This window comes from Bacillus sp. SSR7, assembly GCF_055902415.1.
In genome coordinates this window covers 281,305-306,668 of record NZ_JBVVXV010000005.1, presented here as the reverse complement: position 1 = coordinate 306,668, position 25,364 = coordinate 281,305, and the positions used below count along the sequence as shown (strand labels likewise).

Genomic DNA, 25,364 nt, shown 5'->3' with positions numbered 1-25,364 from the left:
CCTCTTCCGTTGTTCTCTTGCTGGTGCCCATTATTTCCTTGGGACCCTCTTCCATTGTTCTCTTGCTGGTGCCCAGTATTCCCTTGCGATCCTCTTCCGTTGTTTCCTTGCTGCAATTCTCTTCCGTTGTTCTCCTGTTGATTTCTATTATTTTCTTTTATTTGCTTCGGTTGTTGTGCCTTAGATTGCTGTTGTTCTATATACTCTCCCTTCTCGTTGCTTTCTTCTTTTACAGGAGATGCGTCCGATGATACATCAGAAGATGACTTTTGCTGTTCTTGATGAGACGGCGGTGCAGGTGGGGTAAGCAACTTTTTCTTCTCATTTTCTTGTTTTATATAAACACCCGTTCCAACTCCTGCTTTCTTGGCATCCTCCCGCATTTGCATCGTACTGCTTTGATATTCGACTGTAATATGTTTGAACTCATATTCTTTCTTTAATTCCAGCATAGCCTTTTCCAACTGTGGTTCTAACGACTTGTCCTTTGCAATAGCTGTTAGCATAACTTGCTTATCATTCGTTAAATATTTATCCTCTTGACTTTGCTTTATAATAGTGCGTATCACATCTTGCAGATGCTTATTTTCCCACCGTTTCATTTCTTTTAAAATACGCCTTCCGTCATCATTACAAGCCCGCAAATCTATAACACGAAGATCCTTCGTAACGCTCGCCTCTAAACTTGGATTTATATCAACTGAGACGTAAGCAAACACCTTTTCTTCTGGTTGATTGTAGAAAAATAACAGCCCACATAGAAAACAAGCAGCAAGTAATGATGCCGGCTTTAAGAAATAAGGGATTGAAAAACGAGATGCTCTTTGTTCTTGTTCTTCAAACGAGATTTCCTCTCCAATCATGCAAGAATCCCCTTTTCTTTTACACGTAATAAACTCTCCATTTGGTGTTAAAACAACTACGCTATGCTTTTTTATATCCATCACAATTCCTTTATTCATCATGCTTTTCTCCTCTTATGTAATCAAGAATATATGTATAGTTGTTTGCAAAAATAATACACATTGCAATAATGTATTTTCTATGTCTTTCCAACGTTTTACGACTTACCCTCACACGTGGTTCAATACGTTTAAGCGGTAACTTTTTCTTTCGGAACAGCTCTTCCATCATGTCCTCTTCTTTTATAATAATCTTTACAATTTCTATTACATGCTCACGCGTGTCACGATGCTTAGGAGATTCTTTCGCAAGCTCTGAAAATGTGATTTTAAACTCAGCTAACACACTTTGAAAATGAAGAATTTCCTCCTTACGGTTACTATTGTCCATCTCTTTCATATACTCCGTAAGCGATACTTGCATTTCTAACATTTCCTCTTGCTCATCTTCTTTTAAAAAGACACGGTTATGCTTAGACTCCTTGCGTATATAGTCAATTACATCTCTTTTTATAAGAAGATCAGCAAACGCTAGAAAAGATTTCCCTTTTTTATATGAATACTGTTCAATTGCTTCGTTAAACGCAAACAATCCAATACTATATTCATCATCCTGTTCTGTAATATATCGGCGGCAGACAGACGAAATTGATTTTCTAATAAACGGCTGATACTGAACGATAAAGGCTTCCTTATCTTCTCCGTTGTTTTGTATGTTACATACGATATCTTCTATTTTCGGTTTTCTTAAGATCTTCATTACTAAACTTAACACTGGTGATCTCTCAGCCTCCTTCTGCTTTAAATAGAAAAATGGTCACTAAACAAGCGACCATTTAACCACATTTTGGTAGTACTTTTCTTTGGTCTTTTCTTCTTGCTGTTGGTTATATTTTTCAAGTCTAACTTTTCCCAACGTTTTCTCTCGGTACTAAAGTTAATCCTATATTTTAAGGTACTTTCTTATTTTCTACCGTTCGTTTTTCTTATTCTTTTTCTATTTTATAGGCAATCCTTAAATAACTCTTCTCTATATCATTGGTAATTTCATCCTTTTATTTTGGATGCTCAACTTAATCTAGTAATTTTTATTAATACTTCAATATTCTTTCATAATCATTTTTCTTCTATCTTATTTTTCCACTATATATATTCGGAGGAATACATCGTTTTATGGGGGTCAAAAAATATTTTTTATAAAAAATAGATATTTATTTCAAAAATAAAAACCATTAATTTGAAGAAGAGCTAATCAAATTGATGGTTTTTTTGTAGTATCTATTAAATTAAGTTGTGCTCTCATTATATATTAGAAAATCAGCTGTTCTCACTATTTCCTACCGATTTTCTCAAGCGTTACCTTTCTTGATTATCATAATATGTCTTATCTGCATATTTTCTATCATTTCCTTTTAGATAAGCTAAGATTACTTTTGGATTTTTAAGTAAGGCCCAGTCTCCATATGTATCAAATCTCCTGCATGAAGTTATCATTCCATTTTTAATGGTACCGAATTTCTTATTATTCCGCTTTCCCCATTCTTTTAACCGTTTAGCAAAATCTGCATCTTCTGCCATCAGCATGTTTTCATTAAATCCGTTAATTGCCATGAAATCTTTTTTATAGCACCAAAAAATCCCTACAGATATAGCTCCGTATTTAAAAAGTAAGGGGATTATTATTAACATTGCGGACAGAAATATTCCTAAAGATATTCTTTCGAACTTCCCATTTACCCCACCACCAATGTATTTACCTGAAGCTAAATATGTATCTACATTAGACAACATAGACTCTGTCATTATGGTATCAGCGTCTATAGTAACGATTATTTCTCCACTAGCTATTTCAGCCCCTGCATTTCGAATTTTAGATAAGTTTTTATCATTATTTTTTAATGTAATACAATGATAAGATTTTGCTATTTCCTCTGTTTTATCGGTGCAACGATTTAAAACAACTATAACTTCTGTTTGTCCTTTATATACCTCTGATGCCTTTACAATTGAATCTAAACATTTTCCAATGTACTTTTCTTCATTATGTGCAGGAATTATAATAGAAAATTTCACATCTTTTTTCAAATTGCCTCCTGAAGGTTCGTTTGTCTCAGTCATAATATCCCCCTTATTTCATAAGATAAATATCTGTTATACATAACGTATATTAAAAGTTATTAAGTTATATTATTAAAAAAGTAATTAAAATAATATGGACATCAAAAAGGCCAACAATGCAAGATTGTTAGCCTCTACTTTTCATATTCGTACCCTTTACTTCCTAACAACTGGAATCCACATTTCACCAAACACTAAACCATTTCTTTTTCCCATCTCAACCGTTGTATTTGGCCCACCAACATAGGCAAAATCTTTTGCATCTGGTAAAGCTTGACCAAAGGCGATGCCAGTCAGCTTATTGCTTAGCTCTTCAGCCGTTTTGTCTTCACCCTTCACTACTAAGTATTCTCCCTTAGGAAACTGAATCACTCTAGATTCTTCTTCTATTTGTGCTTCTGTCATAACACCAGCATAATACATCATCTTGTTATTCACCGCTTCGCTCACAGAAAAAATGTATTCATTTGTAGCTAAGGCTTTTAAATTATCCAGTCTTCCATCTTCTTTAACGGCCGACCAAAAGTCTTCCTTTTCTTTATTTATTCCCACAAAGTCTGTATAGTCACTCTTAATTTCAGTTCCAATACCTAACACAATAAAGCTATCTTTTTCTTCAATCGTATAATTTTTCATATTCAAAACCTTCCTTTTTTTTAAATGAATCAAATGTTTTATCTTTTCATCTGATACGTTTATAATACCTTTAAACCATGTCAAAAAATGATACTATTTAGGAGACCAAAATGAAAAAAGTTGAACGGATTAATACAATTATGCGGTATATCAATAACCGCTCCCACTTTACAATTTCAGAAATCATACGAGAATTTAACATATCACGATCAACAGCTATTAGAGACATTAGAGACATAGAAGCTATGGGCATGCCACTTGTCGCTGAAGTTGGGAGGTCTGGTGGATATTTTGTCATGCATAATTCTATCCTACCCGTTGTTCGCTTTACTGATAACGAAGTGAAAGCTCTTTTTATTGCCTTTATGGCTACAAGAAATCAACAACTTCCCTATTTAAAGAGTCGGCAATCTTTAGCCGAAAAACTACTAGGGCTCATTTCAGAAACCCAGCAGGATGACCTTGTTCTTTTAAATCAACTTTTGCTGTTTGAAGGGACTAACCCTCATAATCCCGATCTACTTGAGCTTTCTGACCTCCCCCATCCTATGTTAGAAAAACTCATTCAAATGCTTCTTTTAGATAGACATTTATTGATTACCATTAAAGAAGAGAAAGAAATCAAGTCTTATTCCATTTATCTATTACACCTGTATCAAGAAAAAAGCCAATGGATCATTGAAGGGTTTGACTTAAAAGAAGAAAAGAAGAGGATGTTTCCTGTCGATTATCTCATCCATATCGAACCATACGCGACGAAAAAAAAGCTAAATAAGAAAAAGATTTTAGAAAAACTAAGTAAGAAGGATGAAGCGATTAACCTTGTACTTGAACTTGGTCCAAAAGCAATTGCCCAGTTCAAAAAATACCACCCTTTCAAAATTTCAATATCTTATACAAATCCTTACCAATCCACAGCCATTTTAAAAACATTTATCAATGTTAACAATTCGGATGAAGTAACGGAAATAGCAAATTGGCTACTTTTCCTAGGTAAAGATATTACAATTAGAGAAATGCCTGAAGAAGTATTAAAAGATTTACAAGAGCGATTATGCTTATCCACTTCTTAACGAGGCTTCTATGAATAATACAACAAAAAAGGTGTGAACTAACTTTTAGTCCACACCTTTTATATTAGAGTTTCCTATACATACATTAAATTGCTTGTTTAAGATTTGAATGTGGATTTGGTCCATACTTATTCTCACCTTCATCACTTTCAATGATACAAAACACAAGTAGAACCGCTCCTCCAAATGGCACCAAATTTAATAGCTGCCACCATCCTGTTTTTCCACTATCATGTAATCGTCGAGCTTCCACTGCCAGAGTAGGAACGATAAAAATTGCTATATATAGCAAGGTAATATTGGCTCTTAAATAGAAGACAGACGGAGAATATGAGGCAAAATATATTAATGACCAAAACGTAACCTTATTAACTAAAGTAAAAATCCAGTACTCTTTTCTCGTAGCTCTCCCACTAAATTTCGCATAGTTTTTGAGAGTATATAAATACCACTTCATTCAAACCTCTCCCTTTTCCATCCCCTAAACAATTAGGTTATACATTATATACCTTATAAGTATAAATATAACATCTTTAACCTCTATTTTTATATAGAATATTCCGTTTATTTTTAAGTTATTTTTGTGAAGCGTTACGTACCATACTTCAAGGCATGTGTATTCAATTTTTTATTCTCCTATTTACTTTAAAACTACTACAATTAAGCGAAGTATACATATAGTATTAAAGCACGGAAAATCTTCCCGTGCTTTTTCAAAAATATATATGATTTCGGATGATTTATTTCACTTACCCTAACTGACGTTTAAATGCTTTACTAGCGAAAAAGTAAGAAATGATCATGATAGCTACGCACCAAGTGAGTGCAATCCATATATCGTTGCCAACAGTCCCTTCATATAAAAGGGCACGAATCGCATTCACGATTGAAGTGACAGGCTGATTCTCTGCAAACGCACGAATAATTTTTGGCATCGTTTCAGTAGGTACGAAGGCCGAACTAATAAATGGAAGAAAAACGAGTGGGTACGAATATGCTGTCGCCCCTTCCATAGACTTCGCTGTCAGCCCTGGAATGATAGCTAGCCATGTTAGTGCTAACGTAAACATCCCCAGTATTCCAGCTACTGCAAGCCAATCTAGCATATTCGCACTGGAACGAAAGCCCATCAAGAGTGCAACAAGAATAACCACCACGATAGTAAGTACATTAGCAAGCAGAGAGGTTAATACGTGAGCCCACAATATCGATGAGCGCTTAATAGGCATCGTAATGAAACGTGCCATCAGCCCACTCTTTACATCCGTAAATAGTCGCACGGAAGTGTAAGCTACACCGGATGCGATAGCCATTAGCAAAATTCCTGGCAATAAATAATTAACGTAGTTTTCTGTTCCTGTTTTTATTGCGCCGCCAAACACGTAGACAAATAATAGCATCATCATAATCGGTGTAATCGCTACTGTAATAATTGTATCCGGACTACGCATAATATTACGCATTAAGCGCCCTAGTAATACCCCTGTTTTGCTTTTCATTTACATCTCCCCCTTTTTACCGATAATCGCAAGGAAAATTTCTTCCAATGTCGGCTGCTTCTCGATATACTCCACTTTAGCTGGTGGGAACATCTCTTTCAGTTCAGTAAGAGTACCTGTCGTAATAATTTTTCCGCCATGTAAAATAGCGATACGGTCCGCCAGTTGTTCTGCTTCCTCCAAGTACTGAGTCGTAAGCAAAATCGTTGTGCCGCTACCAGCAAGTTCCTTCACTGTATCCCAAACTTCAATCCGCGCTTCCGGATCAAGCCCTGTCGTCGGTTCGTCAAGAAAAATAACTGCTGGCGCCCCAATCAAACTCATGGCGATATCAAGCCGGCGCTTCATCCCTCCTGAATACTGATCTGTCCTTTGGTTGGCCGCATCTGTCAGGCTAAATCTGTCAAGCAAATTGTCAGCAACTTGAGCAGGATTGGAAACACCACGTAACCTAGCGATCATTACTAAGTTTTCTCTCCCAGTTAACATGCCGTCTAAAGCTGCGAATTGCCCTGTCAAACTGATACTTTGACGAACATGATCTGGTTGACGCTGAATATCAAACCCGCAAATACTTCCTTCACCACCATCTTGTTTCAGTAGCGTCGAAAGGATGTTGACCATTGTCGTCTTTCCCGCTCCATTTGAGCCTAGCAGCGCGAAAATTTCTCCACGCTGCACCTCAAAATCCACTCCCTTTAAGACTTCTTTATCTCTAAAAGCTTTTTTTAACCCTTTTACAGAAATCGCTGCATTACTCATACTTTTTCCCCCTTATTAAAATAGGTTACCTATACCTCTATTTAGTATCACTGATAATCCGTATTACTTAGTAGTGGTTTAAAAATATAACTGAATAGCGATGGCGGCAGTTCACAATTGTAACCAGCTAATCAGTCGGTATTACTTATTGCATTCATTTTTTTCTCAATTTCTTCATAATACTTTCATTTAAATCTTCACGATACTTAGAGACATACGTTTTAGCGTTTGCCACTAGTTCATCAGCAAAGGATGCTACGTCCTCCCCAGTAATGTCAAGCACTTGTCTTCCTTCCGCTGCACCCGCTTCGAACAAATCAATTAATTCATACTGTATGTGTAACATATCCATCCCGTTACCCGCTGAGAAATTCCACATGTAGTTTTGAATTTTCTTAAATACAAATTGGTAGTCCTCTGGCAGAGCCTCAACTCGTGCCATCATCATTTTGTACTCTTTTTTATCACCAATTAACTTTTTGAACATTTCCAACATCTTATTTTCCTCCTTTTTTATAAAGCAGAACAAGAAACTCTCCAAATATGAGCCGGAACATTTTATATTATGAAGCTAGTTTGACTTCAAGACGTTAATTTTTGACGATACAAAATCCCACTTTTTCCAAAACAATTCAAGTTCCTGACGTCCAGCTTCATTTAATGAATAAAACTTACGAGGCGGTCCCATATCTGATGGTTTCTTTTCAATATTTACAAGCTTTTTCTTTTCCAACCGCACAAGGATCGTATAAACCGTCCCTTCCACGACTTCGGTAAACCCAAGATCATTCAGGTGGCGAGTAATCTCATAGCCATACGTTTCACGGCGGCTAATGATTTCCAGCACACACCCTTCCAGTGAACCTTTCAGCATTTCAGTTAAATTTTCCATGTTCTGATCCTCCTTTACCCCCTATTCTGTCTGACTTATATTCAGTATTACAGAGTACTAAGGCGAATTTTTTACCGAATAGTTTTTGTTAATCCGAACTATTCCGTATCACTTATTACATCTACATTGTATGACTAAGTAGTTGTAGATGTCAACTGATTTTCAAAATTTTTCTAAAATACGCTATTACCTATTGTCTACTGAAAATTTTTGAGAAACAACACTACTCAGTATTACCTATTACAACTACATTGTATGACTAAGTAGTTGTAGATGTCAACTCGATTTTTATATTTTTCTAAAATCAACTGATACAGTCGATTTTTTTTTAAAAGAAATTTCATCACATACCTATCCCTAGAAAAGAAAATACCCCAAAACAAATATGCTACATTTTGTTTTGGGACGCTATAGACTAGCGATTCTTATTCATAAAGACAGATTATCCTTTTTGTTACGATAACATCATATCCATATCTTCTGCTGCAGTTGTAATTAGTTTTAAACCGAATGTTTCTTGTAATACATCAAGTACGCTAGATAAAATAAATTCAGGTGCCTTTGGACCGATGCGAATATCTTGAATTCCAAGACTAAATAGCCCAAGCAAAATGGCAACCGCTTTTTGTTCAAACCATGATAGGACAATACTTACTGGCAATTCGTTCACTTCACATTGAAAAGCATCTGCTAAAGCGGCCGCTATTTTCACTGTAGAAATGGAGTTGTTACATTGTCCTAAGTCAATGTAACGCGGAATTTCCGTGCCAGGTACAATACCGTAATCCACATCATTAAAGCGGAATTTCCCACAAGAAGTTGTTAAAATAACTGTTTCTGCTGGAAGTGATGTTGCTAATTCACGATAGTATTCCCCACCTTTCCCTGGTGCATCACAACCTGCGATGACAAAGAAACGTTTAATTTTCCCTTCTTTTACTGCGTCAATTATTTCTGGAGCTAATGATAATACTGTATTATGATGAAACCCTGTTACTAACTGCTCCTCCGACTCCATATGTACTTCTGGAAGTTCTAACGCTTTTTGAATCAATGGTGCAAAATCATCATTTTCAATTTTTTGTACACCTTCTAAACCTGCAATATCATATGAAAAGAATCGATCAGAGTATGATCCTTTAATTGGCATTACACAATTCGTTGTCGCTAATATGGCGCCTGTAAATTTTTCGAAAAGACGTCTTTGATCATACCATGCCTTACCAATGTTCCCTTTTAAATGCTTATATTTTTTCAGCTGCGGATAACCGTGCGCTGGTAACATTTCAGAATGCGTATAAATATTAATTCCTTTTCCTTCCGTTTGCTTTAATAGTTCTTCTAATGCAAATAAATTATGGCCTGTAACTACAATAGCTTTACCCTCTACATGGTTTTGTGTAATTTGAACAGGCTCTGGCACACCAAAGTGGTTCGTATGTGCCTCATCTAACAACTCCATTACTCGTAAAGCTGATTTCCCAACTTTCATAGCCATATCAATATGCTCTTGTTCATTAAAATTAGAATTTGTTAATGTCATGTACAGTGCTTCTTGCGTCGTAGCATCTACAAAAGCATCTGTATATCCTAGCTGAGCAGCATGCGTACGATAGGCAGCAATTCCTTTTAATCCAAACACAATCGTATCTTGTAAACTTGCAATTATTTCATTTTTACCGCAAACACCTATTACTTTACATCCACCTGTTGGCGTTTGTTCACATTGATAACAAAACATATCATCCCACCCTTTCCCAATCATTCATTACACCTTAAGCATAATACCCATTGAAAAAAAGTGATGTGATATCAATCACAATAATATATAAAGATTTGTGACAGTTCATATTGTTGACATAATATTTTTATTGACATCCGAAAAATATACATTAGTGTGCACACATCTTTCGATACTTTTAAATAGCTAAATAATTAATTTGGAGAAATATATACAACGAAAAAATTTTTTGAATCCCTTATACAAATAGTTGCAATTCATCACATATGAAAATAGACATACAAATACGCTATTCTTTCTATCATTCAATAGAAAGAATAGCGTATTTTTTATTTTAAGGAACTATGATTTTTTTATTAAAGCCTTTATTGTAAACCTCTTTCTTCACAATACATTTACATTATCTTAACATTATTTACATTATTTATATGATATATTTATATAGAATCTACTTAAGAAATTTCATGTACATTGTAATCTTTATAATCTCTTATCTAATTAATAAGAGATTATGTTTATATTTTTATACCAGGGGTGAATGAGGATGACTGAAACTTTAAAAACACTTATAATGCTTGATGCTACTTACGTTGTTATAGCAATTATGACGGTACTGGTATTTGTATACTTGGAATTAAAATCTCAGTAATATATGCTGACGTAATCAACAGATTCAGCATTTAAATATAGTTAGAAGAAAGAGAGGAGAAAATTATTTCTCCTCTCTTTTGTATTTCTACAATTTCTTATTTTAATAAATCTAATGTATGTAAAAGTAATCCCCTGTCCCCTACTTCTCCATGACCAGGTACTACCAAATTTATATTTCTATATCGCTTCAGCACATTCTCAATCGATGTAGACCATTCATTTACATAAGCATCAGCAACGTTTCCTAAATCTTTGGCATCTGCAGATTTTACTAAACAACCTCCAGCTAAAATGTTATATTGCGGTAACCACACGACGATATTATCTCCTGTATGTCCTTTCCCTGGATAAAATGTTTCTACTTTCATATTTCCAAACTTCAAATTTGTAACGGTTTGTAAGTCTCCAAGTGGTTCTTCATATCTATTTTTCTTTGCTAGTGCTGCAGTTAGTGCTGTACTATGCGCTTTAATGCCTCTTTCTTTCAACGTTTTTATTCCGCCAATTCGATCAGCGTGTGCATGTGTAATAATGACATCCGTTACGCGCTTCTTAAATTTATTTTCTACCATCTCTATTAATTCCTTCGTTAACTTATCATCCCAAGAAGAGTCGACAAGTACTAACCCTTTAGAAGTAGTAAGAACTAGACCGTTCGAAGGAACTGCTTCCCCGTTAAAATAACCTACCCCCGTATGAACCCATACATTTTTGTTTAACTGAGAAATTGAAATAGTTCCTGTCTCATTTTTTATTACTTTTTGCTCTAGCTTTTGTTCCGCTTTCACAGAAGAAATTGTACTAACAAATTGAGTTGTTCCTAGTAAACTAACACATACCCCTAATTTTAATAATGTATTCTTTTTCATTTTCTCCACCCTTTCTTTCAAACGAAATAGTTATTACCTATAATAGACAATTCATCTTCAGTGTTTGTTCCATCTTTTCTTACATATTTTTCATAACATAAATAAAAAGCGCACAAAATTTTGTGCGCTTTTTAACTTCCCTTTTACCATTCACGTTTTTTATTTATCATCATTTTTTCTTCAAACGCCTTCTCCAAATCAATTTCTAACTTGTTTGCTAAATCACATATATTCCAAATTACATCAAACATTTCTAAACCGATTTCTCTTTTTGCATCTTGTATTTTATCGCGCTTTAATATAACTTCCGCTAATTCCCCTAATTCCGCCATTGTATACATTGTACGCTCTTCAATTGTTGTATCTTGAAATCCTTTTTCTTTACTGAAATTTGATACATATCTCTGGAATTCCACAATATTCATACTTAATCCCCCTTCATGATACATACTCCATTTTCTATTACACTTAAATCTATTTTGTTAAATTATAACATTCATACTATAATTTATTTATAACTCTTTAACGGAGGTGTTTTCAATGACTCTCTTCGCCTCTCCATCATTATTCATACTTGCAATCATTTCATTTGCACTAGCTTATTTCATCGGAGTAAAACAATACACTTGGCTCTTATCAGGATTCAACGAACGCCTGGTGCTTAATAAAGTGAAGTTATCAAAAATAGTTGGTCTTTATAATTTAACTGCCGGTGTTATCGCCACAATTGGTAGTGTCTTCTCTACTCCTAATGTCAAAATCTTAGTTCCTATCATTATAATTGGCCACGTTATAATCGCTACTTATGTAAACACACGTATGGTGCATTGAAAAAAGATCACCCAAATGGATGATCTTTTTTATAATCTATCAACATATTGCTTCGCTTCTAGTAAAGAAAACCCAAAAGCTTCTCTTACTCTCTTAACTGCTGTAACTGTTTTTCCTTCTTCCATAAGCTGACGTAACTCTTTATTAATTTCAGGTTCTCTATCTATAATTCCCATTTCTTTCGTAATTAACTGTAGTCTATCTTCCATCCTCTTTAAACGCGCATCCGTTTTCTTTTCAATTTTATTTAATTTTTCAACGATATAAATAAACCCAAAGACAGCTATCGGTATGATCATCCAAAATTCCATGACTATCTCTCCTCATTAGCTTTCATTTGTTTTATTTCACTAACTTATGTAAATTTTACCACAAAACACATTTAATGTATAATAGTAATATACAACATTGTTGATAAAACCTTTTATTTTAGGAGGCACTTCATGAAAAGATTTTTTAAGACGTTACTACAATTTGTAGTTCTTTCAATTGCACTACATGTATTATTTGATATAGTTGGTTGGCTTGTTTTCAATGCACCAATTAAAAACAAACAAATCATTATTTCTTTAATTACAACCTCATGGCTTATGTACATGTACCGAGATAAATTTTTTAAAACATTCACTTCGAATTAACTAAAAAAACTTCATCGATAAAAGATGAAGTTTTTTCTTTTCTATCATCCTCTCTATTAAATACTATATAATAGAACTAATATTCTGTCTCTTACAAGAAAGGAGTCACTATGAACTTAAAAAGTAACAATATACACGAGAAAATGAACCAATATTCCGTTGCAGGTTTAAGTCTTGCCGTTATACGCGACGGTAAACTAGACGAAGCGATTGCTTTCGGAACACTTGAATCCGGAACAACTAGAACGGTAACTACGAATTCTATATTCAATTCTTGCTCAATTAGTAAATTCATCACTACAATGCTCGTAATGACATTGTCAGATCAAGAAATCGTGCATTTAGATGAAGACATAAATGATAGACTCACATCTTGGAACATACCTACCAATCTACTTACCTCACGGAAAAAAGTCACATTGCGAAACTTATTAAGTCATCAATCTGGAATGATTGATCCTCCTAATAGTTTTGAACATTATACACTTACACAAGGGCAACCAAACATGTCTGAACTCCTTGCCGGTAAAACATTATATTGCTCCGTACCTATTGAAGTAACTTATAAACCAGAAAGTGAATTTCACTACTCTGATGCAAACTTTTGTATTATCGAACTACTACTTGAAGATATAACTGGAAAATCATTTAACCTTTTACTAGAAGAATATATATTTCAACCACTGCAAATGAAGAATAGTACAATCTTCTCTCCTGAAGACATAGGTAAAACCAATGCTTTTGCTTGCGGGCATAATAAAGATGGCACCGTTACAAATGAGAAGTATCCATTTTATCCATTCGCAGCTGCTTCAGGTATTTGGACAACACCAACTGACTTATCAACTTTATTAATTGAAATTATTCATTCCTTACAAGGAAAGGGTAAACTAAAACTTTCTCAAAAAACAGTTCAAGATATGATTTCTCCTCAAGGTTGCTCAAAATGGACTGGACTAGGTGTTTTTCTAGATGATTCAAATGAAGACTTACAAATATATTCACTTGGATGGGGCGTTGGATTTCAATGTATGATGGTAAGCTACCCATACCGAGGTAATGGCGCTATTATAATGACAAACACTGACTTAGGTGTCCATCAAATGGAAGGGATCATTGGCGAAGTTGTAAAAATGTTATCCTTATAATGAAAAGAAAGAAGCTGTTCCTTTCAGCTTCTTTCTTATATAACATTTTTCGCAACAATTTTTATATGTTCCGGTGCGATAATCTCCGTTATACTTTCTTGGAAATCTTCCTGCAACATTTCTTCAATATGTTCTAGCTGCACTTCAACATGTGTGCATTCCAAATTATGTATATTCAATAATCCATAATGATCTTTTTTCTTAATTACTAAATATTGATTTTCCTCTGTTACAAGTACAGAACCTAATCGTACTCCTAGTAGACGTTGATCATCAAACTTCATAATTACCTCTCCTTCCTTCACATAGATGTAATTAACATTATTACAATCACATTTATGGAAATACGTATCCTTTAGACTATATCATAATTTACTAAAATATAAATATCATTATTTTTTTAATAAAAATCCCTATTTTTTCATATATTTCGATACAAAAAACTTTCTCAACATAAAATTAGAATTTTCAGTTTTTATTCTTTTGAAAATCTATTATAATAAAGTTAATAAATGTTTGACCTCTCCTAATTCATGTACATATGGATGATCAGTAGCTGCTGTTGCTACTGATCTATTTTTTTGATTTCAGAAAGCAAATATGCTGCATCCTTTCCTACACCACAAATAAGTGCAGAACCCCTTTGAGATTGCCATGGCAAGCCGATATAATTTAATCCTCTTACTGGACTTATTCCCTTTACATAATTAGGCAATCCATTCTCATTCACTGCCTTTTCTATTTCAATCCATATCAAAAATTCTAAATATAGGTGTTATCATTTATACTCTCCTCCTATTTATAAACATCCGCCGCCAATTCCCTCAAAACATCCACATTCACTACTTCAAAGCATCCATCGTTCTTCTTTATTATCTCTTTATCACAAAAAACATTTAATGTGCGCAACAAATGCCGATAACTCGTCCCTAACAATTCCGCTGTTTCCGTTAAATTCCCACTAAACACAATTCTATTTCCATGCTGTACTGCCCGTTCTCCTGCTGCTAACATATAACTCGCAAGTCTATTTTCAAGTGGATATAGTAAATTAATGGTACTATTTTTTGAAAGTCGATTTAACTTATGTGCTAACGATCCGCAAATACATCTTAAAAATTTCGCATCATGAAATAGCTGGTTTCTCACTTTTCCTAATGGTAAACCAACACAATATGAATCTGCCATTACTTGTACGTTTGAAGTGATCCTTTGAGAATGAATTAACTCCACATCTCCAAGTAACTGCAAACTATCATAAAAACACAGTAATACGGATTTCCCGTTACTTAATGTGTTAAACGCTTTTGCTTTTCCTTCTACAAAGAAATATAAATAGTTTATTTCTTCATTTTCTCTACAAATAAACTCATTCTTCTTAAAAAATATAAGTTCCATGTATGGTTTCATATCATTAGTAAAAAATGAATCAATGTTATTTTGTTTCATATACTCTGCTAGTTTAATTGAATTACATATTTTCTTCATAGTCCCCCGCCTTTACAACTCATCCCCATTGTAATCAAAATTTTCTTCTTCCACTATGACATATGTCATAGTAATACACAATTTCAGCATGATACAGTCATTACAAATATGAAATATAAAGGGGATATTACATTGTATAACTTTCTTTCTGTCTTTATTGGTGTGCTCATCGCCGTTATGCTTCCATTGAATGGAATTTTATCTGAGTTAATTGGCAAGTATACAGCAAGTGTTGTCATTCACCTTGTCGGTTTAATTGCAGCTATTTTCGTTTTAATCATAAACAAACATAAAATCCATTTTGATAAAAGCATTCCATTTTTTTTATATAGCGCTGGAGCGATTGGGGTCTTCACTGTTCTTTTTAACAATATAAGTTTCTCTGTCCTTGGTGCCTCTATTACGATCGCATTAAGTTTACTCGGTCAATCCATTGCTTCCATCGTTATTGATCATTTCGGTTTATTAGGAATGAAAGTTGTTAAATTTGAAAAGAAAAAACTAATTGGATTATGTTTCATCTCTTCTGGAATTATTATCATGACAATTTATTAATGGAGGCAAGAAAATGTTATATGTTACGATCGCTATTTTAGCTGGTGTTTCTATCGTCGTTGCTAGAATTATTAACGCGAATTTAGCAAAGAAAATTGGCAATTGGGAAGGTACATTTTTTAATTATATTACTGGCTTATTTTTCTCTATGTTATTTTTAATTTTCAGTTCAGATTCATTGTATATTCCAATGCATACGTTACACTCCATACCTATCGCTGTATATTTAGGGGGATTAGTAGGCGTTATCGTTATTTCATTATCGAACTATATTACTCCTAAAATATCAGCATTTTATTTAACGTTACTCATCTTTATCGGACAGTTATTTGCAGGGACTATCATTGATTTCTTCCTAACAAATGAACTCTCAACTGGAAAGATTATCGGCGGTGTTTTCGTATTAATTGGGCTTACTTACAATTTACTCGTTGATCGCCCCCTTAAAACTGTTAAGAATAGCCACGTTCAACTATAATACTTTACGCTTACCTATCATATATTAATAGAAAAGCTCTTCATACGAAGTAATAGAGAGGAGAATATTCTATTAAGAAAATTATTTTACTGCTTTGTAGCACATTGATTATTTGTGGAATCGTATGGTTTGTAAACTCTGGAAAGTCTATTCAAGACTTCTATACAGAAAATAAACCAAAGAAGAAAGCTACTATTATTTCTACTCAAAGAGACCCAAATGAGCCCCCTGTCTTTTTAGGAAAACAGGAAGTAAAAGATATACATGTCGAATCCATTAAAACAAAAAAAGATATCTTCCTCACAAAAACAGATGAATTAAAAACGTTTATTAATAGTATGGATACCGCAAAAAAAGGAAAATTAACATTAGATGAAGAAGGATCAGATTTAGTAGATTGTGATATGTGGATTACTTTTGAGGATGGAACTTATAAAAAATATTTCATATGGGTAGTTGATCATCACAGTAACGAAGTGATGATTGCTCAGCAAGATACTCCTGATGATGTAAACCTCAAGTACTATCAATTAAATGAAGATAGCTCAAAAAAGGTTTATAACTTATTCAAAAAAATTATTTAACCGAAAAAGTCATGAGCACGTAAGCTCATGACTTTTTGCACTATATATATTCCGGGAACACTTTACAACCCTTTTCCTGCTCTATATCATGGCCAAAGAAAATAATTGGTTTCTCTTTCGCCACAACTTCTTTTAAACGTTTAATTGAAGATAAAGCTAATTCTGAATTAAACCCTGCGAACGGCACTTCATCTTCAAAATTCTCTTTCGTGTACGATGCATCAATCGTTAATAATACAGGGCCGGTTTTTTCCGTCTCAATTAATAATGACTGATGTCCTGGAGAATGTCCTGGTGTATACAATAACCGAACACCAGATACCACTTCATAGTCACCTTCAATAATTTTGTAGTTTAAATTTGGCAGTATACACTCTTTCAAATATTCCTCTCTATACTGTGCCGCCTCGTATTCAGCACGCTGTATAATGATTGGCGTATTCAAAAAAGCACCGTTTCCTCCTGCATGATCAAAATGCAAGTGCGAACTAATAATATATAGGAGATCATCTGGCCCATACCCTACACGTTTTAATATATTCACGATTCTATCTTCTTCAGTCATTTTCGGTAAAATCTGCCCTTCAACAAATGTACCTTTAAAAAGCCCTTCATTATTAACTGCACTTTCTGGCATACCTGTGTCTACTAAAATAGGACCTTCTTCCGTCTCCAAAAGATAACACCAAACCGGCAAATTTAATAGTTTTCCCGGTGTTAACGCACTGTTAACAGACGAATGATCCAACATACAACGACCTGCTGGGATGAAATAAAGCTTCTTTACTGTCATTATGTATCCACCTTTACATTTAGTTTGGGATAAAGTAATACAGTAAAAAATTCTTCTTTTTAGAAATAAACTCCTTCTAGACTATCAGTACAGCTTACATAAAAAAGAGGGTATTTTTTTACATAGCAGTATTTCACCATCTATAATATAGAAGTAAAGAATTCTTACTTTAATGGAGGGAATATAAATGAAAGCAATTGGTTTACATGAATACTTACCTATTGAAGAAGAAAACAGTTTAATTGATATGGAAGTTGAAAGACCTGTTGCTACAGGGAGAGATATACTCGTTAAAATTAACGCTATTTCCGTTAATCCAGTTGATACAAAAGTTCGATCTCCAAAAGAGAAAAAAGAAGATGTAGCGAAAATACTTGGCTGGGATGCGAGTGGTGTTGTCGTACAAACCGGCGAAAATTGTACGTTATTTAAAGAAGGCGACGAAGTGTTTTACGCTGGAAGCATTACGAGACAAGGTACATATAGTGAATACCACCTAGTTGATGAAAGAATCGTTGGTAAAAAACCAAAAACGTTAAGTGATGCTGAATCTGCAGCACTTCCGTTAACAGCTATTACAGCTTGGGAAGGTTTGTTCGAACGTTTAGGTATTGATTATAATAAGAAAGATACGAACTCCTTTAAAAACATTTTAATTATAGGCGGTGCTGGTGGTGTAGGTTCAATTGCCATTCAACTTGCAAAATGGGCTGGACTGAATGTTATCACAACTGCATCCCGCAATGAAACGATACACTGGGTTGAAAAATTCGGTGCTGATTATATCATTAACCATCACCAACCTTTACAAGATCAAATATTAGAGTTCGGGCTAAAAGATGTAGATTATATTTTCTGTTTAAACAATACAGATCAACATTGGCAAGCAATGTGTGACCTCATTAAACCACAAGGAAAAATTTGCTCTATCGTAGAAAATGAACACCCTCTTGAGATGGGTATTTTAAAAAGTAAAAGTGCTACACTCGTTTGGGAGTTTATGTTTACAAAAGCGATGTATGAAACTGGAGACATGATCACGCAGCACGAACTATTAAATAAAGTAAGCGAACTACTAGATGAAGGCATTTTAAAGACTACTTTAAATGAAACATTTACACCAATTAACGCTGAAAACGTAAAGAAAGCACATGCACTACTTGAAAGCGGAAGTACAATTGGGAAGATCGTTTTAGAAAAGTTTTAATAACAAAAAGTCCGATTTCCAAATGAGAAATCGGACTTTTTACTATCTTTATTTACTTGAAATCTCTTGATCATTTTGAACGTCTAACGGAGTTCGCTTTCCTATTCCGAAAGCATAGAAACTAATTGTAACGATAGCTAAGAAAATAATACCTACAACTAATGAAATGCGCGTATCATCGTTAAACCACATTCCGATTAATACCATAATTAAAAAGGCAATTGTTAAATAGTTTGTAACAGGAGCAAATGGCATTTTGAACGGATGATCCTTCATCTCTGCCCCTTTTTCTTTTCTAAAATTAATTTGACTAATTAAAATAACGAACCATGGTACCATACCAGGAAGTACACTCGCACTATATACATAGACGAATAAGTTTTTCGGTGCAATATAACTTAATACAACACCGACCGCTAAACCGATGATTACGCCAACTGTACCGAATAAAGGCACACCATTTCCAGAAAGTTTCGTGAAATATTTCGGTGCTTGTCCATTTACACCTAACGTATACAACATACGACCCGCACTATAAATACCACTATTACAACCAGACATCGCTGCTGTGATAACAACAAAGTTAATAAGTCCAGCTGCTGCCGTAATACCAACCTTCGCAAAAGTTGCTACGAACGGGCTACCAATTGTACTTAATTGATCCCACGGATACACAGTTACAATAACGAAAATTGCACCGATGTAGAAAATTAAAATACGCCAAATTGTACTTTGAATCGCTCTTGTAAGTGTCTTCTTCGGATCCTTCGCTTCACCAGCAGTAATACCGATTAATTCCACACCTTGGTATGCACCAACTACAAGTGATAAAGCAAAGAAGAATCCTGAGAAACCACCTGTAAAGAAACCACCATTTGACCAAAGATTTGATATACCAATTGCTTCTCCGCCGTTACCAATCCCAAAGAAAATAAGTCCAAATCCCGCAATAATCATTAATAGAATCGTAACGATTTTAATCATCGCAAACCAAAATTCAAATTCACCAAATGACTTAACAGAAATTAAGTTAGCTGCCCCAAGAATAACCATTGCAATTACACCTGGTATCCAAGCTGGTAAGTCAGGGAACCAATATTGCATATACGCCCCAACCGCGATAATCTCTGACATCCCAACGATAACCCACTGGAACCAGTTACTCCACGCTGTCATGTAACCAGCTAGCGGGTGAATATACTTATGACCGAACGTTGCAAATGATCCTGTACTTGGCTCCATATACAACATTTCTCCCATGGCACGCATGATGAAGAAGATAAAAATACCTGCAATTGCATAAGCAAGCATTACTGACGGACCTGTCCATTTAATCGTGCTGGCTGAACCCATAAACAAACCAACACCAATTGTTCCGCCTAAAGCAATCATTTGAATATGACGTGCTTCTAAACCTCTTTTCAATTCTTTGTTTGCCACTTCACTTCCCCCTCTTAGATGATTCATAGCCGCATTTTAAACCAAGATGCTTTCCCCTAATTCCTTTCGGCCCTGAAAATGATGAAGCAAACGTCATTTTACACTAGCTTTAAAGCTATCCTAAAATCGTTTTGTGCTCCTAATAAAATTCTCAAAACCTTTCATCTTCCAATATTCTATAAATCTTAAAATTACTTACCTTATATTAATTCATTAATCTGAAAAATTCAATTATTTTTTCAATAAATTATTATACATAAGTCTGATTAATTTTTAACTAAATTAACAATAAAATACATCTATTCAATATGATTCCGGCATGTATATTATTACAATATAAATAACCGAGGAGAGCATTTTTTCCTCGGTTTCACATCTCATGTACTTCAATCGTTATAGTTGATAACGTAATTTCCCACGCATCCGATTCATATACCAACCAGAAATTTAATATATTAATAAACTACTAACTTTTTTAATCTAATTTTGAGGCAGGAATCTTACTGCCTCAAAACAGCGGGATAAAATATAAAAGAGTCTCATTTTTAATGAGACCCTTTTACCATTACATATTTAAATCGTTTTTGAAGTTTGTTTACCTAAAATAAACACTTTAGTAAACACTATCATGATAACGACTATGGCCAGAAAATAAAGTGGCATCACTAGTAACGAGCCCGTATGCAGCTGACTCATCCCCAAAATTGTCATCGTTACAATTACATAATATCCTAAACTAAACAATGCTCCGGCTGTACCAATAACATCTTGAAAATCTACTAACGCTAAACTTAAACAGTTAGGCAACGCTACTCCAATTCCTAATAGCAATATAAACATCGCTACTAAAAATCCAATCATATATATTATGTTTGGATTTAATCCAACAAACGTAATAACAGACAAAAGAATAGCTCCCCCTGTCATTACAAGACAACCAATATATATAATTTTCTCTGGTTTATAAGTAGCCAGCAATCGTTTTGAAACTTTCGCTCCAACAATAGAAGCAGACGCAACAACAATTCCTAGAAATCCATACATACTAGGCGATAGCTGAAAATATTCAATAAAGATAAATGGTGCTTCTGCATAATAGCTAAATAAAACACCATTCGCACCTCCAATTAATAGCCCATATGTTACAACTTTCGGATTTGTCATTAACCTCTTCAAGACTGAAAACACATTTATCTTATTCGTTACTGAGTCCGTTTTTGTTTCTGGAAGAGAAACAAACGTATACAGAAAAATACCGATACTCATAACTACTAAACTTAAAAATACGATTTTAAATCCAAACATTTGATCAAGAAATCCACCAATTAACGGTCCTATCGCTGGTGTAAAAGCAATAACTGCCGAAACTTGAGCAAACATAACGTGGCGCTTATGCCCCTCTACACTTTCACGTAGAATCGTTTGTGTCACAACAGAACCGGCACTTGCTCCAAACGCTTGAATAAAACGACTTACTAATAAAACTTCAATGGAATTTGCAATAAAGCATAAAAAACTCCCAACGCCATATACAACAATTCCAAATAACATTGCCGGGCGACGGGCAATTATATCTGATAACCATCCAATAAAAAATACACCTAAAGCAAATCCAGCAAAATACACACTAAGTGTTAACTGTACCTCATTATTACTTACATGTAACGCCCTTGAAATATCAGGCAAAGACGGTGTGTAAATCGTTTCACTAATTTGCGGAAATGCGACAAGAATGATCATTAACAAAAGTGATGGTACTGAGACTTTTTTCATTTTTCATACCCTCCTATAACTTTGAAAATCTCAGAAATAAAAAGACTTTCCTTAGCTACGGAACAGGAGGGGCCATTATAGAAATTCGATCATAAAACAACAAAGAAAACACCTCAATTACGTATGTTAATACTTATAGGAGGGTAATATTAACATCGATTTTTAAATATACTTTTTCAATTATATTACATATTGCGGTTCTTTTTCTAGTGCTCCGCCTTGGAGGATTGTTAAAAAAGATAACTTGATGAATCCACCTTTTTATGGAATAATTAGAAATAGTTTGAATTCATAAGTTTAATTATTAAATGATAGACTAGCATATTTTAATGTCACAAGCTTACAAACAGGAGGCCTTTTGTAATGATTGAAATTTTAAGGACAGTAATAAATTTCCTAATCTCTCTATTCTCAGGAGAATTACCACTTGTCTATTATGTGTGGATTATCGCTCTATTTATCATGCAAATAATCCAGGCTACTCTCAGCTATAAGCTCTTTAAAAAGAAAGATAATTTCAGCACTTATATATCGGAAGGATTACTCGCTTTTATTATTTTATTGTTTGGAGGAATATTAGTATCTAAGTTACTTGCCTACATAATAGACGATCCTACTATTAGTATGACGAATGTAACACATTATTTTGTTTCTCTTATCATATTAACTATATTTATCGTAATAGCCTGTGTTAAAGACTTTATAGAGACATCTATAAAGAATAAAAATATATCTCTTTTGAGCTTTTTAGTAATTTCCTTAATAACAAGTATACTTTCATTCAAGTTTTTATCACCTTTAATTGAAGGTTCTTTTTCTCTTTCTAAATCTTTTATAACTACTTTAATCATTCTAGTAACCGTATCCATTCCTCTATTAATTTCTTTAGAGGAGAAATATGCAAGTGAAGGGGAAACGGAAAATTTATAGCTTCTCATTTACATAAAAGAAAGAGGGAGCTCCCCTCTTTCTTTTATATCGTTCTATTTCACAAGACTAAATCATTCCTTTTAATATCAATCCTAAAACTGACATTATTATCGCGCTAATAATAATTCGCAAAATCCAAGTTGTGTTTGTACTTATTTTTTCTAATTGCTTATTGATTGTTGCTATGTCTTTCTCATTAATAGTAGTACGCGTTTCTAAATTTCGAATGTCTCTCATAATTTCTTTTTGCTCCGCCTTGAGACTGTCAATTTTAGCGTAAACATCTTCCATATATTCACACCCTCTGTTCATCTTAATAGAAAAATCTATATATATTATGAGACAACCCTCTTACCTGTGAATACATTGCGTATATCCGCGTACCAAATTATTTGTACAATCTAATTGAATTACTCACATGTTTCCATTCTTCTATTTATAAATTAGCGTTAAGATACATTAAAATTTTAAAAGGAATCCCTTGTTTATTTAACAACAAACAAGGTGCAATCCAACATTCTGAAACACCTACGATAATTTCTATTGTTTTCATATTTACAACTCAATATAATCAGTATGATTTTCTGAAAAAGTCACTTTTTGAACTGCTTAAAGTATACTAATATGAATACGAAATAGCTGTATTGATAAACTCTCTAGAACAATAAATATACTGGCTGACACGGATCTATATCCGATATTTTTTCCAGTAACATGAATGTTTATTTCTGATAAATGCGTTTGTATATCATTGTTTTCAAAAATTTCATCCTCAACCTTTACAATATCTGCTTCACAATCTACTTCTTTAAAAGTTTTCAATAATTTTGTTTCCAATAAACTACAATCAAAATTCTCATCTTTTATTACGGCAAATTTAACCTTCATATCGATTTCCCCATTTTTAACAAACCAAAATCATTAAATCAATATAAATATATATTATTCTATTAAATAATTCAAAATATACGCTTCTTATATACATTATTAAAAATCAGTTCTAAAGAATTAAATGCAAAAAGAAATTACATATACAAATCCCCTATTTCAACTGAACTTTGTGTAATAATGCATATTTCAAATACATTATTTCCTTTCACTCATATTTTTATCATTGAGTTTTTATTCACAAATTCGTAACACATATATATGAGTTATTATGCTAAAATTTGTTTATTCACAAGAAGAAGTTATTCTTAATAAATCAATCATTTTTAATACCCTGTTTAAAGCCTTGCCCCCCTGCAAGGCTTTTTCCTATTTAACTAGAGTAGTAGTTTTCGTTATGCATCTCTCCCCTTTGTTCCTTACCCTACAAATAATACTGAATGTTTATTTTACTTTTTCAACCTCCTTACTCGCTCTGTTCGAGAGCTCTTTACCAAATATTCAATCTAATGATAAAATTGACCAAATTAATATTTTCGTCCATAACTGTATCAAAAGTACACTAAAGAAAAAATAGCACTCTCACGATTAAGTAAACGCGAGCTTTTTTCTTCTATCTACTTACTATTTTAGGTTAATAGTTTAGTAACAAGATTTAAAAATTCGACTTAAATTCATTAATGAATGGAGAGGTTTATATGAAATTAAAAGACAAAGTAGCAATCATAACTGGTGGTGCAAGTGGAATTGGCGAATCTACTGTTCGTCTTTTTATCGAAGAAGGTGCAAAAGTAGTTATTGCTGACTTTTCTGAACGTGGAAAAGAACTATCAGATGAATTGAATGCACATGGATATAATACGTTATTTATTAAAACCGATGTAACAAAAGAGGCAGATATTAAACAGCTAATTCATGAGACAGTAAGTACATACGGGAAATTAGATATTATGTATGCCAATGCCGGCGTTGCTGATGATGCACCGGCAAACGAATTATCCTATGAAAAGTGGAAAAGAACTATTGATATTAATTTGTCTGGGGTATTCCTTTCTGATAAATATTCGATTGAACAATTTCTTAAACAAGGTACAGGTGGTGTCATCATTAACGCTGGTTCGATTCATAGTTTTGTTTCATTACCTACCCCAACAGCATACTCCTCTGCAAAAGGTGGTGTGAAACTATTAACTCAAAATTTATGTACTGCCTACGCTAAATATGGAATACGTATTAACGCGGTGTGCCCTGGTTATATTGACACCCCTTTACTAGGTAGTGTTAATCCTCAACAGAAAGAATATTTAGCTTCACTTCATCCACAAGGCAGACTTGGAACACCAGAAGAAGTCGCTAAAGCTGTCTTATTTTTAGCAAGTGATGATGCTAGTTTTGTTAACGGCACAACACTTCTTGTTGATGGAGGCTATACTGCACGTTAATTTAAAAATTTTGAAGCACCCTAAAA

30 protein-coding genes and 1 pseudogene are annotated in these 25,364 nt (G+C 33.8%); 10 read left to right on the top strand and 21 right to left on the bottom strand.

Translation table 11 applies throughout. The annotated features are described in order from the left end of the window. From AC0NJG_RS12945 to AC0NJG_RS12930, 4 genes are all read right to left on the bottom strand, one after another. The coding region (locus AC0NJG_RS12945; protein WP_474063128.1) for an anti-sigma factor domain-containing protein at positions 1-962 on the bottom strand (962 nt) is incomplete at its 3' end. Then, the gene (gene sigI, locus AC0NJG_RS12940; RefSeq protein WP_087954780.1) at positions 955-1,677 is read right to left on the bottom strand and encodes an RNA polymerase sigma factor SigI; all 723 of its coding nucleotides are present in this window, start codon (positions 1,675-1,677) and stop codon (positions 955-957) included. The genes AC0NJG_RS12945 and sigI, both read right to left, overlap by 8 nt. A gap of 581 nt (positions 1,678-2,258) precedes the next feature. After that, a complete protein-coding gene (locus tag AC0NJG_RS12935) occupies positions 2,259-3,020 on the bottom strand; it encodes a glycosyltransferase family 2 protein (protein WP_088325977.1) in 762 nt (253 codons plus the stop codon). A 156-nt stretch (positions 3,021-3,176) separates the two neighbouring features. Continuing rightward, positions 3,177-3,656, bottom strand: a complete 480-nt coding sequence (locus tag AC0NJG_RS12930) for a GyrI-like domain-containing protein (protein WP_087954778.1) — start codon at positions 3,654-3,656, stop codon at positions 3,177-3,179. Between the two features lie 110 nt (positions 3,657-3,766). On the opposite strand from AC0NJG_RS12930, the gene AC0NJG_RS12925 reads away from it, so the two are divergent. Then, a complete protein-coding gene (locus AC0NJG_RS12925; RefSeq protein ID WP_087996328.1) occupies positions 3,767-4,729 on the top strand; it encodes a helix-turn-helix transcriptional regulator in 963 nt (320 codons plus the stop codon). A gap of 85 nt (positions 4,730-4,814) precedes the next feature. Here AC0NJG_RS12925 and AC0NJG_RS12920 read toward each other — a convergent pair whose 3' ends face one another. From AC0NJG_RS12920 to AC0NJG_RS12885, 8 genes are all read right to left on the bottom strand, one after another. Then, a complete protein-coding gene (locus AC0NJG_RS12920; RefSeq protein WP_087954776.1) occupies positions 4,815-5,186 on the bottom strand; it encodes a DUF805 domain-containing protein in 372 nt (123 codons plus the stop codon). A gap of 292 nt (positions 5,187-5,478) precedes the next feature. Further along, complete coding sequence (locus AC0NJG_RS12915) at positions 5,479-6,228, bottom strand: ABC transporter permease (protein WP_087954775.1); 750 nt, start codon at positions 6,226-6,228, stop codon at positions 5,479-5,481. Beyond that, a complete protein-coding gene (locus AC0NJG_RS12910) occupies positions 6,229-6,990 on the bottom strand; it encodes an ABC transporter ATP-binding protein (protein WP_173602217.1) in 762 nt (253 codons plus the stop codon). 154 nt (positions 6,991-7,144) lie between these two features. Then, a complete protein-coding gene (locus tag AC0NJG_RS12905) occupies positions 7,145-7,486 on the bottom strand; it encodes a DUF1048 domain-containing protein (RefSeq protein ID WP_001969217.1) in 342 nt (113 codons plus the stop codon). Positions 7,487-7,561: 75 nt separating this feature from the next. Further along, positions 7,562-7,882: a PadR family transcriptional regulator gene (locus AC0NJG_RS12900; protein ID WP_000429483.1), complete on the bottom strand. Its 321-nt coding sequence runs from the start codon at positions 7,880-7,882 to the stop codon at positions 7,562-7,564. A gap of 454 nt (positions 7,883-8,336) precedes the next feature. Continuing rightward, complete coding sequence (gene hcp, locus AC0NJG_RS12895) at positions 8,337-9,623, bottom strand: hydroxylamine reductase (RefSeq protein ID WP_474063127.1); 1,287 nt, start codon at positions 9,621-9,623, stop codon at positions 8,337-8,339. 746 nt (positions 9,624-10,369) lie between these two features. Continuing rightward, entirely contained in the window at positions 10,370-11,143 is a 774-nt protein-coding gene (gene bla2 / locus AC0NJG_RS12890) for a BcII family subclass B1 metallo-beta-lactamase (protein ID WP_087954773.1), read from the bottom strand. A 143-nt stretch (positions 11,144-11,286) separates the two neighbouring features. Beyond that, the gene (locus AC0NJG_RS12885) at positions 11,287-11,568 is read right to left on the bottom strand and encodes a MazG nucleotide pyrophosphohydrolase domain-containing protein (protein WP_087954772.1); all 282 of its coding nucleotides are present in this window, start codon (positions 11,566-11,568) and stop codon (positions 11,287-11,289) included. A 115-nt stretch (positions 11,569-11,683) separates the two neighbouring features. Between AC0NJG_RS12885 and AC0NJG_RS12880 the strand changes: the two genes are divergently transcribed. After that, positions 11,684-11,974: a DUF3784 domain-containing protein gene (locus AC0NJG_RS12880; protein ID WP_087995715.1), complete on the top strand. Its 291-nt coding sequence runs from the start codon at positions 11,684-11,686 to the stop codon at positions 11,972-11,974. Positions 11,975-12,003: 29 nt separating this feature from the next. On the opposite strand, the gene AC0NJG_RS12875 is transcribed toward AC0NJG_RS12880, so the two are convergent. Next, positions 12,004-12,285, bottom strand: coding sequence for a hypothetical protein (locus tag AC0NJG_RS12875; protein WP_087954770.1), 282 nt, complete (start codon positions 12,283-12,285; stop codon positions 12,004-12,006). A gap of 132 nt (positions 12,286-12,417) precedes the next feature. Between AC0NJG_RS12875 and AC0NJG_RS12870 the strand changes: the two genes are divergently transcribed. Together AC0NJG_RS12870 and AC0NJG_RS12865 are read left to right on the top strand one after the other, a co-directional pair. Beyond that, positions 12,418-12,612 (top strand): hypothetical protein, encoded by a 195-nt coding sequence (locus AC0NJG_RS12870; protein ID WP_087995713.1) that lies wholly within the window; start codon positions 12,418-12,420, stop codon positions 12,610-12,612. Between the two features lie 110 nt (positions 12,613-12,722). Further along, entirely contained in the window at positions 12,723-13,760 is a 1,038-nt protein-coding gene (locus tag AC0NJG_RS12865) for a serine hydrolase domain-containing protein (protein WP_088325981.1), read from the top strand. Positions 13,761-13,795: 35 nt separating this feature from the next. On the opposite strand, the gene AC0NJG_RS12860 is transcribed toward AC0NJG_RS12865, so the two are convergent. From AC0NJG_RS12860 to AC0NJG_RS12850, 3 genes and pseudogenes are all read right to left on the bottom strand, one after another. Further along, positions 13,796-14,044, bottom strand: a complete 249-nt coding sequence (locus AC0NJG_RS12860) for a hypothetical protein (protein WP_087954767.1) — start codon at positions 14,042-14,044, stop codon at positions 13,796-13,798. 281 nt (positions 14,045-14,325) lie between these two features. Beyond that, positions 14,326-14,511: pseudogene (locus AC0NJG_RS12855) on the bottom strand (oxidoreductase); the annotation flags it as partial. 44 nt (positions 14,512-14,555) lie between these two features. Next, on the bottom strand, positions 14,556-15,248 hold the full coding sequence (locus AC0NJG_RS12850; protein WP_087995710.1) for a cyclic nucleotide-binding domain-containing protein: 693 nt from the start codon (positions 15,246-15,248) through the stop codon (positions 14,556-14,558). 108 nt (positions 15,249-15,356) lie between these two features. Here AC0NJG_RS12850 and AC0NJG_RS12845 point away from each other — a divergent pair, with 108 nt between their 5' ends. The 3 genes from AC0NJG_RS12845 (at position 15,357) to AC0NJG_RS12835 (ending at position 16,865) form a co-directional block, all read left to right on the top strand. Then, positions 15,357-15,803 (top strand): DMT family transporter, encoded by a 447-nt coding sequence (locus AC0NJG_RS12845; protein ID WP_474063126.1) that lies wholly within the window; start codon positions 15,357-15,359, stop codon positions 15,801-15,803. Between the two features lie 13 nt (positions 15,804-15,816). Then, positions 15,817-16,281 carry a DMT family transporter gene (locus AC0NJG_RS12840; RefSeq protein WP_087954764.1) on the top strand — a complete coding sequence of 155 codons (465 nt, stop codon included), beginning with the start codon at positions 15,817-15,819 and terminating at the stop codon, positions 16,279-16,281. Positions 16,282-16,370: 89 nt separating this feature from the next. Further along, a complete protein-coding gene (locus AC0NJG_RS12835) occupies positions 16,371-16,865 on the top strand; it encodes a hypothetical protein (RefSeq protein ID WP_140168636.1) in 495 nt (164 codons plus the stop codon). Between the two features lie 40 nt (positions 16,866-16,905). On the opposite strand, the gene aiiA is transcribed toward AC0NJG_RS12835, so the two are convergent. Beyond that, positions 16,906-17,658 (bottom strand): quorum-quenching N-acyl homoserine lactonase AiiA, encoded by a 753-nt coding sequence (gene aiiA, locus AC0NJG_RS12830; protein ID WP_087995706.1) that lies wholly within the window; start codon positions 17,656-17,658, stop codon positions 16,906-16,908. 187 nt (positions 17,659-17,845) lie between these two features. Here aiiA and AC0NJG_RS12825 point away from each other — a divergent pair, with 187 nt between their 5' ends. Next, on the top strand, positions 17,846-18,865 hold the full coding sequence (locus AC0NJG_RS12825) for a zinc-binding alcohol dehydrogenase family protein (RefSeq protein WP_087954761.1): 1,020 nt from the start codon (positions 17,846-17,848) through the stop codon (positions 18,863-18,865). A gap of 48 nt (positions 18,866-18,913) precedes the next feature. Here AC0NJG_RS12825 and AC0NJG_RS12820 read toward each other — a convergent pair whose 3' ends face one another. Both AC0NJG_RS12820 and AC0NJG_RS12815 read right to left on the bottom strand, forming a co-directional pair. Next, entirely contained in the window at positions 18,914-20,305 is a 1,392-nt protein-coding gene (locus tag AC0NJG_RS12820) for an amino acid permease (RefSeq protein WP_001284419.1), read from the bottom strand. Between the two features lie 573 nt (positions 20,306-20,878). Continuing rightward, a complete protein-coding gene (locus tag AC0NJG_RS12815) occupies positions 20,879-22,078 on the bottom strand; it encodes a multidrug effflux MFS transporter (RefSeq protein WP_474063125.1) in 1,200 nt (399 codons plus the stop codon). A gap of 363 nt (positions 22,079-22,441) precedes the next feature. Between AC0NJG_RS12815 and AC0NJG_RS12810 the strand changes: the two genes are divergently transcribed. Beyond that, positions 22,442-23,008, top strand: coding sequence for a DUF5823 family protein (locus tag AC0NJG_RS12810; protein ID WP_474063124.1), 567 nt, complete (start codon positions 22,442-22,444; stop codon positions 23,006-23,008). 66 nt (positions 23,009-23,074) lie between these two features. Here the strand turns inward: AC0NJG_RS12810 and AC0NJG_RS12805 are convergent, their stop codons facing one another. Together AC0NJG_RS12805 and AC0NJG_RS12800 are read right to left on the bottom strand one after the other, a co-directional pair. Beyond that, on the bottom strand, positions 23,075-23,299 hold the full coding sequence (locus AC0NJG_RS12805; RefSeq protein ID WP_000390462.1) for a hemolysin XhlA family protein: 225 nt from the start codon (positions 23,297-23,299) through the stop codon (positions 23,075-23,077). Positions 23,300-23,617: 318 nt separating this feature from the next. Next, on the bottom strand, positions 23,618-23,896 hold the full coding sequence (locus tag AC0NJG_RS12800; RefSeq protein ID WP_071679909.1) for a hypothetical protein: 279 nt from the start codon (positions 23,894-23,896) through the stop codon (positions 23,618-23,620). A gap of 698 nt (positions 23,897-24,594) precedes the next feature. Between AC0NJG_RS12800 and AC0NJG_RS12795 the strand changes: the two genes are divergently transcribed. Next, positions 24,595-25,338, top strand: a complete 744-nt coding sequence (locus tag AC0NJG_RS12795; protein ID WP_087954758.1) for an SDR family NAD(P)-dependent oxidoreductase — start codon at positions 24,595-24,597, stop codon at positions 25,336-25,338. Positions 25,339-25,364: the final 26 nt, after the last annotated feature.

What these genes read in the sequence shown, in the direction of transcription:
- AC0NJG_RS12805 (WP_000390462.1), bottom strand. Translation starts at nt 23,299, where the DNA reads ATGGAAGATGTTTACGCTAAAATTGACAGTCTCAAGGCGGAGCAAAAA.
- AC0NJG_RS12845 (WP_474063126.1), top strand. Translation starts at nt 15,357, where the DNA reads ATGAAATATAAAGGGGATATTACATTGTATAACTTTCTTTCTGTCTTT.
- AC0NJG_RS12935 (WP_088325977.1), bottom strand. Translation starts at nt 3,020, where the DNA reads ATGACTGAGACAAACGAACCTTCAGGAGGCAATTTGAAAAAAGATGTG.
- AC0NJG_RS12885 (WP_087954772.1), bottom strand. Translation starts at nt 11,568, where the DNA reads ATGAATATTGTGGAATTCCAGAGATATGTATCAAATTTCAGTAAAGAA.
- AC0NJG_RS12910 (WP_173602217.1), bottom strand. Translation starts at nt 6,990, where the DNA reads ATGAGTAATGCAGCGATTTCTGTAAAAGGGTTAAAAAAAGCTTTTAGA.
- AC0NJG_RS12860 (WP_087954767.1), bottom strand. Translation starts at nt 14,044, where the DNA reads ATGAAGTTTGATGATCAACGTCTACTAGGAGTACGATTAGGTTCTGTA.
- AC0NJG_RS12870 (WP_087995713.1), top strand. Translation starts at nt 12,418, where the DNA reads ATGAAAAGATTTTTTAAGACGTTACTACAATTTGTAGTTCTTTCAATT.
- AC0NJG_RS12880 (WP_087995715.1), top strand. Translation starts at nt 11,684, where the DNA reads ATGACTCTCTTCGCCTCTCCATCATTATTCATACTTGCAATCATTTCA.
- AC0NJG_RS12875 (WP_087954770.1), bottom strand. Translation starts at nt 12,285, where the DNA reads ATGGAATTTTGGATGATCATACCGATAGCTGTCTTTGGGTTTATTTAT.
- aiiA (WP_087995706.1), bottom strand. Translation starts at nt 17,658, where the DNA reads ATGACAGTAAAGAAGCTTTATTTCATCCCAGCAGGTCGTTGTATGTTG.
- AC0NJG_RS12815 (WP_474063125.1), bottom strand. Translation starts at nt 22,078, where the DNA reads ATGAAAAAAGTCTCAGTACCATCACTTTTGTTAATGATCATTCTTGTC.
- AC0NJG_RS12850 (WP_087995710.1), bottom strand. Translation starts at nt 15,248, where the DNA reads ATGAAGAAAATATGTAATTCAATTAAACTAGCAGAGTATATGAAACAA.
- AC0NJG_RS12865 (WP_088325981.1), top strand. Translation starts at nt 12,723, where the DNA reads ATGAACTTAAAAAGTAACAATATACACGAGAAAATGAACCAATATTCC.
- bla2 (WP_087954773.1), bottom strand. Translation starts at nt 11,143, where the DNA reads ATGAAAAAGAATACATTATTAAAATTAGGGGTATGTGTTAGTTTACTA.
- AC0NJG_RS12825 (WP_087954761.1), top strand. Translation starts at nt 17,846, where the DNA reads ATGAAAGCAATTGGTTTACATGAATACTTACCTATTGAAGAAGAAAAC.
- AC0NJG_RS12925 (WP_087996328.1), top strand. Translation starts at nt 3,767, where the DNA reads ATGAAAAAAGTTGAACGGATTAATACAATTATGCGGTATATCAATAAC.
- AC0NJG_RS12920 (WP_087954776.1), bottom strand. Translation starts at nt 5,186, where the DNA reads ATGAAGTGGTATTTATATACTCTCAAAAACTATGCGAAATTTAGTGGG.
- AC0NJG_RS12795 (WP_087954758.1), top strand. Translation starts at nt 24,595, where the DNA reads ATGAAATTAAAAGACAAAGTAGCAATCATAACTGGTGGTGCAAGTGGA.
- AC0NJG_RS12840 (WP_087954764.1), top strand. Translation starts at nt 15,817, where the DNA reads ATGTTATATGTTACGATCGCTATTTTAGCTGGTGTTTCTATCGTCGTT.
- AC0NJG_RS12905 (WP_001969217.1), bottom strand. Translation starts at nt 7,486, where the DNA reads ATGTTGGAAATGTTCAAAAAGTTAATTGGTGATAAAAAAGAGTACAAA.
- AC0NJG_RS12915 (WP_087954775.1), bottom strand. Translation starts at nt 6,228, where the DNA reads ATGAAAAGCAAAACAGGGGTATTACTAGGGCGCTTAATGCGTAATATT.
- AC0NJG_RS12810 (WP_474063124.1), top strand. Translation starts at nt 22,442, where the DNA reads ATGATTGAAATTTTAAGGACAGTAATAAATTTCCTAATCTCTCTATTC.
- AC0NJG_RS12900 (WP_000429483.1), bottom strand. Translation starts at nt 7,882, where the DNA reads ATGGAAAATTTAACTGAAATGCTGAAAGGTTCACTGGAAGGGTGTGTG.
- AC0NJG_RS12930 (WP_087954778.1), bottom strand. Translation starts at nt 3,656, where the DNA reads ATGAAAAATTATACGATTGAAGAAAAAGATAGCTTTATTGTGTTAGGT.
- hcp (WP_474063127.1), bottom strand. Translation starts at nt 9,623, where the DNA reads ATGTTTTGTTATCAATGTGAACAAACGCCAACAGGTGGATGTAAAGTA.
- AC0NJG_RS12800 (WP_071679909.1), bottom strand. Translation starts at nt 23,896, where the DNA reads ATGAAGGTTAAATTTGCCGTAATAAAAGATGAGAATTTTGATTGTAGT.